Here is a 12966-nt window from a genome sequence, read left to right as displayed (position 1 = left end):
GAGCTGTTGAATAGAGCTGTCTGTGTGACATTTATTCTGTACACGCCAATTTACCGCGTTTTGCTGCTCAGGGGATACTTGTCTATCTCCTGAGTGGCTATCGTCATTGTTGAGAGGCCCCGGGGTCGGGGCCGATCCGCGAGCCTGCTGTGCGGCTCGCGGCGAGGGGTTGCCAAAAATTGTGAAACTTGCTTTTCGCACAGATTAGGGAAGAGCCATATTAGTATTATGCAATCTCCGATTTGCTCTTCGATTTAAAATTTATTTTTATATTTTTTAGTGCTAAAGCTTTCTTTTCAACAAGGTGCCACGAGAGATACGCCAGGGGAATTGCACACCCGAAGGATAGTGCAATAAGCTGCCAGATCTCAACAGACGGCCATAGGTTCAGAATTGTCTGCTGGATAGGGTATGTATAGATATACATGCCATATGAAGGATCGCCCCATTTTCCGAACCCGGACAGGTGAGGGATCTTCGCATATGCAACCAGTATTACAAAATAAGGTATTGCAATAAACGCGAATATGAACATATATTCTGTTCCGAATGTCAGCAATATCGGGATTAACAATATCAGGCCTATCCACCACCTGAACTTAATTTTGTCCCTGTTCATGTAAAGGAACGATCCGATAAAGAAATAGATTGCAAAGCGGATCTTGTTCAGCACAGGACTGTCATAAAAGCTGAACCACGCGAGAGCCGTTAGCAGGATGAACGGGAGCATGATATATCTTTTTTTGAGGATTCCGATAACCCCGAGAAGAGCTACAAGAATGTAGAGGCTGAATTCAACGGGGATTGTCCAAAGGGGTGCATTGACGTAGGTTACCGGATTATTTGTAAAGATCCCGATTGCCCAACCGTTGGTATAAAACGGGACTGCCAGCCATGTTGAAAATGAAGCAAGTTTTCCGAAATATTCCTGGATTGAAAAAGTCGTATTCAGCGGTCCGATGATAAGCATTATCATCGATATGGATATTATCAGTCCCGGAACTATCCTCAGGGCTCTTTTCCACAGGAACAGTTTTAACTGGGGTTTTTTGTCCCAGCTCTGGGTGATCAGGTAACCGCTGATTACAAGAAGTATTGCAAGGCCTGTCTGCCCGACCAGCAGGTGCCAGTCGAAGAGGAATACATTTGAATAGCCGAGGTACAGGGCAAAACAATGTGAAAATATTATGGATGCAGCCGCAAAAAACCTCAAAAAATCAAAGTTGTTTGTATATCTTACATCCATATTATCTATAACCGGTTATAACTGAATGCGTACTGTCTCCGCCGCTTCTGTCATATTTTTGAGTTTTCCAAAGGCGACGGACCTTTCGTGCATTCTCAGGCCGCAGTCCGGGTCGATTAATAATTTTTCAGGCCCGAATAAGTCGACCCCTTTCTCTATTCTTGAGATAATGGTTTTTACAGGATCGATATTTGTATCTGCAGAATCGACCACTCCGTATCCTATGATTTTATCACGGATTTCATTCTTTGAGATCGTCTCGAGATTATCAGGGTTGTTTGCGAACTCGAGATCGATAATATCTACCGGCATCTTCAGGAGAACGTCTATTATACTCCCGATGTTTCCGCATACGTGAAGACAGGTTGGCACCCTGAGGGAGCCGGCAATCGACCTGATTGATTCATATGCCACGTTCATATTGGCAATTCCGGTAGACAAAATCGGTTCGTCTATCTGGAGTATCGTAATTCCTGTTTCCTGCAGGTATCCTGCCTCCCGGACGAGTGCACTGGTGATATCCGGAATGATCTCGTCCCTGTCCCTGTACATAGGGGTCTTGATCTTTAAGGCGTGTGCAATAGTGGAAGGACCGGCAAACATCGCCTTGACTTTCCCGTGCTTTGAAACTGCGTATTTTGTGTCGGATACTGTAATAGGGCCTGATGCAGGTTTAATAAGCCCTTTGACCTCCTGGCCGCTGATGCCCGGTAGTCTTGAGATTATCGTCGAGATCATGTCCCCTCTGACCTGGCCGGTAGAGATGATGTCGATGCCTGCCTCTATCTGGTCGGAAACCGCGGTCTCCAGCGCTTCCTTCTCCGGGTCCAGTAATGATTTGAACCCTTTCGCCTTAACTGCAGGGTAACTTCCGACGACTGTCGTCGGAAGCGGTTTGGCCATTATCTTCATGGTGTAAGTCTGTGTCTGTCTCTCGGAAATAGTACTGCCTCGCGGATATTGGGCAGATCAAGCATGGTCATAATAAGTCTCTCCATACCGAGACCCCATCCTGCGTGCGGGGGCATTCCGTACCTGAACGGTTTCAAGTAAAATTCAAAACTGTCGGGCGACAATCCCTTCTCCCTGATCTGCTCTACAAGCAGGTCATGCTGGTGGATACGCTGTGCACCGCTTGAGAGCTCCATCTTGGGGTGCATGAGATCGAACGCCTTGCAGATCTCCGGCTCGTCTTCATAGGGCATCGCATAATAGGGCTTGATGGACGTCGGCCAGTCGGTAATGAAATAGTGCTCTCCCATCTCGTCGCCGATTGCTCTTTCTGCGGCGGTCGAGAGGTCGTCGCCGTAGCTGATCTCCTCGTCGATCGATATCGCAGCGATGTCTATTGCCTCGGCGTATGTAACTTTGGGGAACGGAGTCTTCGGGACTTCGAATTCAATACCCAGGGTCTCGATCTCGTTCTGGCAATTCTTCTCGACGGCGCCGTATGCTGCAATGATGACTTTTTCCAGGAGTTCCATTACACCGTTGTGATCGGCAAACGAAACCTCGACATCTATTGAAGTGGCTTCGTTAAGGTGTCTTGTCGTATTGTGCTCCTCGGCCCTGAATATGGGTCCTATCTCAAACACTTTATCGAATCCGGCCGCCATCATCATCTGCTTGTAGAGCTGAGGGCTCTGGTTGAGAAAGGCCTCTTTGTCAAAGTATGCAATCGGGAACAGCTCTGTCCCGCCTTCGGTTGCGGCAGCCACGATCTTTGAGGTTGTAATGTTTATGAACCCCTCGCTGAACATGAATTCATATAACGCTCTTGTGACATTGCTCCTTATTGAAAAGATGGAATTTATTTTGGGTCTTCTTGCATCAAGGTACCTGTTGTCGATCCTGGTATCCACTTCTGCCAGAACTTTTTCAGAAACATCGAGAGGAAGGGGTGTTTCGGCCCTGCTGATTATCTCGAATTCCTCTGGAATTAATTCGCGGCCGCCGGGAGCCTTCTCGGTGGGCTTTACAATTCCCGAGACCATTACGACCGATTCCCTGGAAACATCCCTGGCAGCATTGAGTACCGCTTCGGGAGCCTTCTTTTTGACTATCGTAGCCTGGAGAAAGCCTGTCCTGTCTCTGAGAATATAGAAGCTCAGACCACCAAGGTCGCGTATTTCATGAACCCAGCCAATGACTTTTGCAGTCTCCGTTTCCGGTGTTACCTCGTTTAAATATTTACGCATATAAATTCTGCATTAAGGTATGTAACTTCAGTTTTATTTTGCTTTTCACATCCCCTCTTTGTCGAGTGTTGCAATAATCTTTTAAAAGTGGAGATCCGAAGATTAATTGCGGGAAATTATGTTCAAAAAAATCTTGGTTGCACTTGACGGATCGCCATTTTCTGAAAACGCGCTGCATGTAGCAGTGGATGAGGCAAGAATCCGGAATGCCGAACTGCACGCACTCTATGTCGTCCACCATATCGTGACGCACAATATGATCTATGACAGAGGTGTATCCGCCCCGGAAGGAAATGTCAATACTTACCATGAAATAATGGAAGAAGAAGCGAAAAAGGTTCTTTCACATGCTGAAGAGGTGGCATCCGATGAAGGAGTTAGTATTATTACTCATTTCATGATCGGGGATCCCAGGGATTTGATCGTCGATTTTTCAGAGAAGATTAAGGCGGATCTGATTATTGTAGGTTCCTCCGGGAAGAGCAGTCTTGACAGGTTCTTCCTCGGAAGTGTCAGTTCTTCGGTGGTTGAACATTCTGATATAACGACGATAATTGTCAGAAACTGATTGTTATGGAAAAGGATTTATCCAATCTGCTCAGAGTATTATCATAAATATGCCGGATTTCTCAAATAAAGTTGCAATATCCCTTTTAATATTTTTGAGCCTCTGTTGTCTTGCTGCTCCCTGTCTGGCTGACGACGAACTTGAAGTCTGGGGCAGTACATCTCCCGGAAATGTCCTCACCCCGGGTGAGAGTGCCACTGCAGTTTATTCGGTAAGTTATGATTTCGAATCTGATGACGAGAGTCTGCAGCTATATACGGATCTGCTCAGTCCGAAATGGACATTATCGATATTAATTGACGGCGTATCGCACAATCTTCCCTCATACACCGGCAGATATGTCAGTTTAAGCGGCTTTGAACTCTATTATGACGATTCGTACTCCTCTGTGGTTAAAATATCCCTGAACGGAACCGCTCCTGAGGTATCGTCGACCGGAAACTATACGATTATCAGGGCGACCTGGTACGATTATGCCGGCGATACAGTCGATGAAGAGGCTGTTGAAGCGACTATTGTGAATCCTTCCGATATCGATGGAATTCTTGAAACCCGCAGGAGTGAACTTGCATCGTTAAAGAGCTACATCGATGAAAAGTCCGGGCTTGGTGTTGATACCGGTTCGGCAGAGAAGAAATATAATGCTGCATCTGGGGCCATTGAAGAGGCTGAAGAGTCGGATTCGGCTGCTGCAAGTATCCTCCTTTCCTCGGCAAAAACGTATATTGATGAGAGTTACTCCCTTATCGATGTTGCATGGGCTGAATTCTCGATCGAACAGGCTGAATCTACGATAGATATTGTTAACGGCATGATCTCGGAATACGAGGATGAAGGTCTCTCCGGTGATTCAAGGGTGTGGGTAATCCAGTCGTATATAGATAATGCGGAGACGCTCCTTGTTCTTGCAAAAGATAAATTCAGCCTTGATGACTATGATTCTGCAAGGGACTATGCAGAGCAGTCCGAATCAAAGGCGGAACAGGGGTACGATTATGCCGTAAGCCTGAACGAGGATCTTGATCTGAAGTCCCCCACCCTGGCGGCAACGGCAACTTCGACAAAATCTACAAAAACGTCTACATCGACGGCAACCTCTACCTCAACAGGTACATCGGATTCTTCATCCGGAATTGATGACCTGATATCGGATCTCGGGGGAGACAGCGATCTCGGCGGAGTCGATGATATAATTCATTCGGAAGTGGACCTGGATAGTGCGATAAAGATCCTGTCAATGATTGGCGATGCACTGATGGATGCATTCGATTATCTAAGCAGTCTTCTTTCCATGGCTTCTGATAACTGACATGAGATCCCATGCAAGTGATTCGGCGGAATGCCTGGAAGTCATCTTCGTATTGAGCAGCATGGCCCCTTCAATCCGATCTTCTTCCAGACTGTCCTGTATAAGCAGTTCCGAGAGATCTTTGTAGATCCTGACAATTTTATTATAATTGGATAAAGCCAAACCGGAATCATTTTTCGGAAAAGGCGGAGCAAAGGCTATAGTAAAATTTTCAAGCATGAGGTTCCTGATTCCCCTGCAGGCGATTATCGGAAGAACGGATGTCAGGGGAGATCCGGGGCCGATGACTACTGCATCGGATTCCTTTATTGCCGAAGACGCTTCTTCCGCCAGAACCGGTTCGTTATAGTATTCCAGGTCTATGCTCTCTATAATATCCAGTTCGTTACCGCTGAATCTCTGTCTCAGATTCAGGGGAGATATCGTTTCATCCCCTACTTTGCACCGGAGCCCCATGAAGTTGTCAGTTGCGGGAAGTATTGCGGAACATATCCCGAATCTCCCGCAGATTTCTTTTGTTACCTGGGTACTTGAGATTCCCTCCGAGATATATCTTCCCCGGGCAATATGTATCGCCCGTTCCTTGTCTCCGACACCGGCAATTTCATCTTCAAAATATTTCCTGAAGAAGAGGCATGTCGAATATGTATCGCCTTTTATTCCGTGCCATTTTGTAGTATTGAGAATCCCGGAGAATAGGAAGATCAGGTCGTCGATATCAGGCGAGGCAAGTGTCCCTTCCATCCACAGGGCATCGGATGTATTGGCGATGACCGCGATTTCATCGTCGTCAAGAAAATGCCTCATTGCACGGATCAGTTTTAGTGACTCGCTTCCGCCTGAAAGGACGGTAATCATCGGTTATATGTTGGTGATAAAAATAAAATAGGTTTTCAAATTTATTCGACCAGATTATATCTCTCATCCATCTTCCCGAGCACTTTCAGTGAGTAGACCCTGAGAAAAGTGTTGAAGGGAACACAGATGATAAGCAGTACCGGGATTGCAATAACTAGGAACAGTATAAGCAATGTAATATTAAGGGGACTCAGGCCGAACACCGCTCCTGAAAAGATAAAGAAGGCAAGGAACGGTATGCCGATTAGAAGAAGTACTACAACTGAAATAATGACCAGGATAATTGCAACGATAATCGATATGACAACTCTCATGACAAGGTATACCAGCGACTGCGAGAAACTGGCTCTTAAAACACCCCAGCATTTTTTCCAGCCTTCGATAACCCCGCAATCGTCTTTGATCATGATGGGAACAACGAAGTCGTTGGTAAAGAGGGCGATTATTGCTACCAGTAACAGTATAAGGAGAAAAATACCGATTGCCGGGATTATCATCAGTACGGAAAGAGCTCCCCCTGCGGCTATTGCAAATAAGAATAATGCAAGAACTGATACGATAGTTGCGAGAATTAATACTATCCAGAAAGCAAAAAGCCTCAGTCCGCGACCGATATTTTCACCAAAATATTTCTTCAGCCTGAATTCGTTTTCGGAAAGGCACTTTACGAATACAAACTGAAAGATGCTTGAAAGAAATGCAAATACGACCGCTATCAGGAGTACTGCCGCGATTAGCAATATTATGATGCCGGGCAGCCCCGGCATTCCTGTAAAGGCCTGTGTGGAGTCGAAGGGTTGTGAATACGTATTTGAGGAGAAAGGGAAGTTGATCCCGCCGAAATAACCTGTGAAAAGGGAGATCACGGCAATTCTCCACCATATGCTCCAGTTGAACGGCCACAACAGGCTTTTCGTTTTTTCTATTGCATCATCAATACCTGAGAATGCATAATAATCCGCCATATGCGAATAGTTTGAGTTTTGCAGATAAATAAGTTATAGAGGGTTATTTCAGCAGACCCTGGATATGATCTCTCCGGCGAGTTTCGAACTCACATCTTCGGTTTTCATCAGGGTGTCGAGTTTTATTCCGTCTTTGAGTGTTATTGTATCCCTGATGTCCTGGATAAAAAGATCTGTGAATTCATTGTACAATTTGTATGTCCCTGCCGAATCGGCAGTCATTCCCCAGGCCTCCATAAGCGCCTTTGCAGGTCCGCTCACAGGTTCATTGCCTATGAAAGGGCTGACGGCGACTACAAAGCTCTCCTTCAGCGCATCTTTTACACCCGAACATTCGAGGATCGGGGAGATGCTCGTAACGGGATTCGACGGCCCGATTACTACGAGGTCGGCATTATTGATGGCATCTATGGTCTCTTTTGTCCCGAAGACCTGATCGTCCCCGACTCTTACGACCTCTTCGATGTCCAGGTTTCCACGGTGTTTTACCCAGTACTCCTGGAAATGTATCAGCAGATCTCCGGTTTTTATATATGTCGTATATTCAGAGTCGGTCATCGGGAGAATATTGGCGCTGATTCCGAGTCTTTTGCAAAGTTCCCTGGTCGCTCCGGTAAGGGTAATCCCTGAATTAAGCATCCGTGCCCTTGCAATATTTAATGCCCTGTCCCTGTCGCCGAGCGTAAGATAGACATCTTCTCCGAGATCTTTCAGTGTGTCATTTGTTATCGTGGTGTCGCCTTTTATGCCCCACCAGGAATCAGTATTCAGGATTCCCGCGAAGAGGTACATCACCGTATCGATATCGGGCGAGAGATGGCTTCCGTATATCCACATATCCTCCGCGGTGTTAACAATAACGGAGATATCATTGTCGCTCAGGTGATTTCTAAACCCCCTGATAAGTTTTGGAGTCCCTGTCCCCCCGGAGAGGAATGCAACTTTCATCAGTGAATATTTAAAAGAATTGGTATATAAATGGCATTAATAGCGACTCCGCCCGGATGAGATTTCTTCGATTTCGGGGCAATTGTTCCAATAATTATATCTGATTATATAAATCATTTAAAATGTAGAAAGCGGATGAAGACGATAAAGGATCCTGTTCACGGTTATATCAGCGTAAATGAAAAAATTCTCCCTTTACTTGATTCTCCGCAGGTTCAGAGGCTCAGGCACATCAGGCAGCTCGGCTTTTCGGATATGGTGTATCCCGGCGCAAACCACACACGTTTCGAGCATTCCCTCGGGACGATGCACCTCGCCGGAATTCTTGCAAAAAGGCTGAAGCTCGATGATAATGATGTCCTTCTCTCGATGGTTTCAGGGATTTTGCATGATATCGGCCACGGGCCTTTCTCGCATGCAACCGAACCGCTGATCGAGGAGTATATCGGAAGAAGCCATCATGAAGTGGAGCATATGCTCCATGAGACTGAAATATCCGGGGCCGTCGAGAAGATCGGGCTTGATCCGTCCGAGATCTGCCGGATGATCGAAGGAAAGCATAAGCTGGCCGGGATAATTCATGGCGATCTGGATGTAGACAGGATGGACTACCTGATGAGGGATGCGCATTATACAGGCGTTCCTTACGGTACGGTTGATGCACAGAGGCTTATACAGAGTACGATTCTCTCTGAAAACGGTCTTGCGTTGAAGGATACCGGAATTATCGCCGCCGAGTCGCTTCTTATTGCCAGGACTTTGATGAGGCCTACCATATACTTTCACCATGTATCAAGGATTGCGGAATCGATGGTCAAAGCGGCGGCAGTCAGGCACCTGGAAGCCACCGGGAGCGACCGGGCGAATGAACTCCTGTCCATGGATGACGGGTCGTTCTCTGTCGAGCTCATGAATTCCGAATCCGAAAGCGCTTCAACTCTGATGAAGAGCCTGATGAGGAGGTCCCTTTACAAGCGTTCGATCTATGTCGGTTTGGACCAGATCCGGATGTCGTCAGTCCTGCGAAGCTCAGATTTGATAGACGAGAGAAGGATTGCCACAGAGATTGCGGAGATCGCGGGAGTGAATGAAGATTTCGTTCTGGTGGATATTCCGTCCTTTCCGTCTCCCATGTCGATAGACGTTATGGTCGAGAACAGGAACGACCTGGTCTCACTCGAGGAGATGTCGCCTTTGCTGAATACTCTCAACGACACGAGAAGAATCCAGTGGAGGATGGGAGTATACACTCTCCCTGAGTATCGCAAAGCTGTGGAGAGTGCGGCGACCGAAATCCTGAATATTAGTAAACCTACTAAGCAGAACAAGCTAAATATATAATGATCCGTTCAATCAGATTTGGAGAGTGCACCCCATGAAAAGATATGTAGTGGCAGTAACCGGCGCCAGCGGTATGGCGTACGCAAAGAGGCTTCTTGAAGTTCTTACTGAGAAGGGAGAGGTCCATATCATCATATCTGATATTGCAAAGAAGATAGCGGAATATGAAGGTGTCGATCTCTCGGGTTTTAACGGAGTCTATGTCGGAGAGGAGGACATGTTCGCTGATGTCGCAAGCGGTTCTTTCCGTTATGAAGGGATGATTATCTGCCCGTGCAGCATGAAGACTCTTGCGGCTGTCAGTTCCGGCTACTCTGAAAATCTGATCACACGTGCAGCGGACGTATGCCTCAAAGAGAGAAGGAAATGCATTCTTATGCCGAGGGAGATGCCTCTTTCAAGAATTCATCTCAAAAATATGTTGGGTGCCGATGAAGCGGGTGCGACGATAATGATGATGGCCCCGGGATTTTATATGAAACCGACAAAGATCGAAGATCTTGTAGATATGGTCGTCGCAAGAGCTCTCGATCACCTGGGAGTCGAACATGATCTGGGATTTCGATGGAGTGGATATGATGCGTGATTTTATAGAATTGATGAGGGAAAAGGATCTTGTAACCGATGTAGAGGAAGAGGTCTCGTCGGTATACGAAGCGCCCAAGATGGCGGCGGAGACCGATAAACTTCTCTTCTTCCACAAGCTTGACAAAGTTCATCGCGGTGTGATGAACGTTACAGCATCGAGGAAGGCCATATCGCTTGCCCTCGGGTATGATGAGAAGGATGTCGTAAGGAGCCTTTCATCGGCAGGCTACGACGGTGTCGTGAATAATGCCGGGCAGCTCAATATGCATCCGCCCGATCTCTTCAGTCTTCCGGTTATGCGCCATTATCCTCTCGATGCCGGGAGATATCTTACTTCAGCCATCGTCTTTTCCGAGTACGGCGGAGTCACGAATGCATCGATTCACAGGATGCTTGTGCTCGATGAAAAGAGACTGGTCGCACGACTTGTCGAGGGCCGCCATACATACAATCTCTTAAGGGCCGCGCTCGAAAACGGCGATCGCCTGCCCGTAGCGATAACCATAGGGACGCATCCGCGAGTTACGTTTGCATCGTGCACACGTGTTCCGACCGGAAAAGAATTGCAATATGCCGCCGAACTCTCCGGCGGTGAGATGAATGTCTTCGAGTGTGAAAACGGCGTTCATGTTCCCGATGCCGAGATAGTCCTCGAGGGTTATATCACCGGAGATAAAACCGACGAGGGCCCCTTTGTCGATATCACGGGAACCTATGATCCCGTAAGGCCCGCCCCTGTTATCGAGCTTACAGGAATGCACCTGAGGAATGATCCGATATTTCATGGGATTCTCCCGGGAGGCAACGAGCACAAACTCCTGATGGGAATGCCCTATGAGCCGAAGATCTATCGTGCCGTGGGAGAGGTTACGACGGTTCGCAACGTGTCTCTTACGACCGGCGGCTGCGGGTACCTTCACGGAGTAGTCCAGGTACGGAAGAATACGCAGGGAGATGCGAAGAATGCGATCATGGCTGCTTTTGCCGCACATACCTCGCTGAAGCATGTCGTAATCGTGGATGAAGATATCGACATATACGATATGGAGGATGTCGAGTACGCAATCGCGACCCGTGTCAGGGGTGACCGGGACCTTATGGTTATCGAAGGAGCCAGGGGTTCATCGCTTGATCCGTGCAGGATCGGTGACGGTACAAATGTAAAAATCGGGGTCGATGCAACGATGGTTATGGGAGAAGAGAAGAATTTCGTTAGAGCCGGGTGGGATTGATAAAACATGCAGCTTGACAGGGAAGACGAGAATATACTGGCCGGTGAGTACGGCGAGACAAGACAGAAGATGATGGAGATCCTCGTTGCTCTGGGGAAGGTCTTCGGGGCGGAGGAGCTGGTACCGATAACGAGTGCCCAGATCAGCGGGGCGTCGTATAAGACTATAGGCGAGTGGGGCCTTGAATGGCTGAGAAATCTTGATGCGCGTGTCGCTGTCCTTTCGGTCTTAAATCCGGTGGGTATGCCCCGTGACAACTGGCGCGATATAGGGATCTCAAAGGAGTTCGCAGATAAACAGCTGGCAGTAATGGATGCGTACAGGAAGCTTGGCGTGAAGATGGAGTGCACCTGTACTCCTTATTACCTTTATACGAACCTGACGATGCAGGACCATCTTGCATGGTCCGAATCGTCTGCAGTCTCGTATGTCAACTCGGTTATCGGCGCGAAGACGAACCGCGAGGGCGGGCCGTCCGCACTTGCAGCGGCAATTATCGGTAAAACTCCCAAGTACGGGCTGCACCTGTTCAAAAATCGTATGCCTCAGGTTACAGTTGAGGTCGAGGATTCGGACGCTCTTCACGCCGGGCATTTCGGTGCGATAGGATATCTTGCAGGAAAAGAGGTTGGAAACAGGATCCCGTACTTTACGAACATACGCGCATCGAGAGATCAGCTCAAGGCCCTGGGAGCGGCGATGGCGGCAACCGGAGCAGTCGCCCTGTATCATGTAAAGGGGATAACGCCCGAGGCGAGACTGCCGACATTTGCTCCGGAACCCTCGGAAAAGATCGTGATAGAGGCATCCGAGATAGAATCGTTGTTTAAGGAAAAGGAGATCGATGCGGTGGCTGTCGGGTGCCCTCACTGCTCGGCTGAAGAGCTTTTAAAAATTTCCGAATTGCTTGCAGGCAGGAAGGTGAAAAAACCTCTCTACATCTTCTCGTCGAAAGGCGTGAAGGATGCAAACGCCGGTATAGTCTCGAAGATTCAAAAGACAGGGGCGAAGGTTATCGAGGATACCTGCATCGTGGTCTCTCCTGCGATGGATAAATTCGATACGATAATGGTCGATTCCGGCAAGGCATTTGCCTATGTCCCGAATATGTGCGGCGCCGAGGCAAGACTGGGAAGCCTTGAAGAGTGCATAGAAGAGGCTGTTAGATAATAACTGCCTCAAAAAAAACTTGCTAAAGTAGATCTCCGGGTTCTGATCTTTACCGGAGGTCTCGGGATTACATTTTTTTGATAATGATCCCCTGTGCAAAGATATTGTCCGGTGAATATTTTTCGAAGAGCAATTGTTTCAAACCGTCGCTAAATTATAAAGTAAAGTTTAAATAGGTCATGGGAACGGCGAAAAACCCCTTTTTGGCATCCACACAGAAGCTCCAGATTCCACGATCTCCTCCCTGTTCAACATAAACATCGTCTGAAAAAAACAGGGCAATCACGTGCCGTTATATCGATGCAATTCTGGCTTTAATCCCAATATAGTCGATATATTGGCGTTATTGGAATCCACCCTCAAGATCACTGGTCAAAAGAGCGAAATAAGCTCAAATTGGCGTTTTTTGGGCGGCATTCATTTTGCGGAAATAAGTAGGACACTCCGGATGATTAGATTGGGAGTCTGATCAAAGAGCCTTTGAGGATCAAAAGATTGAAAACCGCTCTCGTTTATACCAGTAAACACGCGCAGAAGAAATCA

At 47.5% G+C, this 12966-nt stretch carries 12 protein-coding genes; 6 read left to right on the top strand and 6 right to left on the bottom strand.

What is annotated here, in order from left to right:
• Nucleotides 1-226: 226 nt before the first annotated feature.
• Genes MPET_RS09575 through aspS form a run of 3 tightly spaced genes read right to left on the bottom strand, consistent with a single transcriptional unit; the run spans nucleotide 227 to nucleotide 3444 of the window.
• On the bottom strand, nucleotides 227-1246 hold the full coding sequence (locus tag MPET_RS09575; protein ID WP_013329823.1) for an acyltransferase family protein: 1020 nt from the start codon (nucleotides 1244-1246) through the stop codon (nucleotides 227-229).
• A gap of 15 nt (nucleotides 1247-1261) precedes the next feature.
• On the bottom strand, nucleotides 1262-2158 hold the full coding sequence (locus MPET_RS09570) for a methionine synthase (protein ID WP_013329822.1): 897 nt from the start codon (nucleotides 2156-2158) through the stop codon (nucleotides 1262-1264).
• Nucleotides 2155-3444, bottom strand: a complete 1290-nt coding sequence (aspS, locus tag MPET_RS09565; protein WP_013329821.1) for an aspartate--tRNA(Asn) ligase — start codon at nucleotides 3442-3444, stop codon at nucleotides 2155-2157. Before aspS ends, MPET_RS09570 begins: the two co-directional genes overlap by 4 nt.
• A gap of 118 nt (nucleotides 3445-3562) precedes the next feature.
• Here aspS and MPET_RS09560 point away from each other — a divergent pair, with 118 nt between their 5' ends.
• A complete protein-coding gene (locus MPET_RS09560; protein WP_013329820.1) occupies nucleotides 3563-4012 on the top strand; it encodes a universal stress protein in 450 nt (149 codons plus the stop codon).
• 49 nt (nucleotides 4013-4061) lie between these two features.
• Nucleotides 4062-5321: a hypothetical protein gene (locus MPET_RS09555; RefSeq protein ID WP_013329819.1), complete on the top strand. Its 1260-nt coding sequence runs from the start codon at nucleotides 4062-4064 to the stop codon at nucleotides 5319-5321.
• Here MPET_RS09555 and MPET_RS09550 read toward each other — a convergent pair.
• Genes MPET_RS09550 through cofD form a run of 3 tightly spaced genes read right to left on the bottom strand, consistent with a single transcriptional unit; the run spans nucleotide 5286 to nucleotide 8092 of the window.
• Nucleotides 5286-6179 (bottom strand): 2-phospho-L-lactate transferase CofD family protein, encoded by an 894-nt coding sequence (locus MPET_RS09550; RefSeq protein ID WP_013329818.1) that lies wholly within the window; start codon nucleotides 6177-6179, stop codon nucleotides 5286-5288. The genes MPET_RS09555 and MPET_RS09550 overlap by 36 nt on opposite strands.
• 41 nt (nucleotides 6180-6220) lie before the next feature.
• The gene (locus MPET_RS09545) at nucleotides 6221-7144 is read right to left on the bottom strand and encodes a DUF7544 domain-containing protein (RefSeq protein ID WP_013329817.1); all 924 of its coding nucleotides are present in this window, start codon (nucleotides 7142-7144) and stop codon (nucleotides 6221-6223) included.
• Between the two features lie 48 nt (nucleotides 7145-7192).
• Complete coding sequence (gene cofD, locus MPET_RS09540; protein ID WP_013329816.1) at nucleotides 7193-8092, bottom strand: 2-phospho-L-lactate transferase; 900 nt, start codon at nucleotides 8090-8092, stop codon at nucleotides 7193-7195.
• 135 nt (nucleotides 8093-8227) lie between these two features.
• Here cofD and MPET_RS09535 point away from each other — a divergent pair, with 135 nt between their 5' ends.
• Genes MPET_RS09535 through MPET_RS09520 form a run of 4 tightly spaced genes read left to right on the top strand, consistent with a single transcriptional unit; the run spans nucleotide 8228 to nucleotide 12423 of the window.
• On the top strand, nucleotides 8228-9433 hold the full coding sequence (locus tag MPET_RS09535) for an HD domain-containing protein (RefSeq protein ID WP_013329815.1): 1206 nt from the start codon (nucleotides 8228-8230) through the stop codon (nucleotides 9431-9433).
• A 34-nt stretch (nucleotides 9434-9467) separates the two neighbouring features.
• Complete coding sequence (locus tag MPET_RS09530) at nucleotides 9468-10019, top strand: UbiX family flavin prenyltransferase (protein WP_013329814.1); 552 nt, start codon at nucleotides 9468-9470, stop codon at nucleotides 10017-10019.
• Nucleotides 10012-11253: a UbiD family decarboxylase gene (locus tag MPET_RS09525; RefSeq protein WP_048131090.1), complete on the top strand. Its 1242-nt coding sequence runs from the start codon at nucleotides 10012-10014 to the stop codon at nucleotides 11251-11253. The genes MPET_RS09530 and MPET_RS09525 overlap by 8 nt, the downstream gene beginning before the upstream one ends.
• Nucleotides 11254-11259: 6 nt before the next feature.
• Nucleotides 11260-12423, top strand: a complete 1164-nt coding sequence (locus MPET_RS09520; protein ID WP_013329812.1) for an aconitase X — start codon at nucleotides 11260-11262, stop codon at nucleotides 12421-12423.
• Nucleotides 12424-12966: the final 543 nt, after the last annotated feature.

This window comes from Methanolacinia petrolearia DSM 11571 (assembly GCF_000147875.1).
Lineage (GTDB): Archaea > Halobacteriota > Methanomicrobia > Methanomicrobiales > Methanomicrobiaceae > Methanolacinia > Methanolacinia petrolearia.
This window is presented reverse-complemented; position numbering and strand designations above follow the sequence as displayed.

Coding starts and splice junctions, on each gene's coding strand:
- MPET_RS09575 (WP_013329823.1), bottom strand. CDS start 1,246: ATGGATGTAAGATATACAAACAACTTTGATTTTTTGAGGTTTTTTGCG.
- MPET_RS09570 (WP_013329822.1), bottom strand. CDS start 2,158: ATGAAGATAATGGCCAAACCGCTTCCGACGACAGTCGTCGGAAGTTAC.
- aspS (WP_013329821.1), bottom strand. CDS start 3,444: ATGCGTAAATATTTAAACGAGGTAACACCGGAAACGGAGACTGCAAAA.
- MPET_RS09560 (WP_013329820.1), top strand. CDS start 3,563: ATGTTCAAAAAAATCTTGGTTGCACTTGACGGATCGCCATTTTCTGAA.
- MPET_RS09555 (WP_013329819.1), top strand. CDS start 4,062: ATGCCGGATTTCTCAAATAAAGTTGCAATATCCCTTTTAATATTTTTG.
- MPET_RS09550 (WP_013329818.1), bottom strand. CDS start 6,179: ATGATTACCGTCCTTTCAGGCGGAAGCGAGTCACTAAAACTGATCCGT.
- MPET_RS09545 (WP_013329817.1), bottom strand. CDS start 7,144: ATGGCGGATTATTATGCATTCTCAGGTATTGATGATGCAATAGAAAAA.
- cofD (WP_013329816.1), bottom strand. CDS start 8,092: ATGAAAGTTGCATTCCTCTCCGGGGGGACAGGGACTCCAAAACTTATC.
- MPET_RS09535 (WP_013329815.1), top strand. CDS start 8,228: ATGAAGACGATAAAGGATCCTGTTCACGGTTATATCAGCGTAAATGAA.
- MPET_RS09530 (WP_013329814.1), top strand. CDS start 9,468: ATGAAAAGATATGTAGTGGCAGTAACCGGCGCCAGCGGTATGGCGTAC.
- MPET_RS09525 (WP_048131090.1), top strand. CDS start 10,012: ATGCGTGATTTTATAGAATTGATGAGGGAAAAGGATCTTGTAACCGAT.
- MPET_RS09520 (WP_013329812.1), top strand. CDS start 11,260: ATGCAGCTTGACAGGGAAGACGAGAATATACTGGCCGGTGAGTACGGC.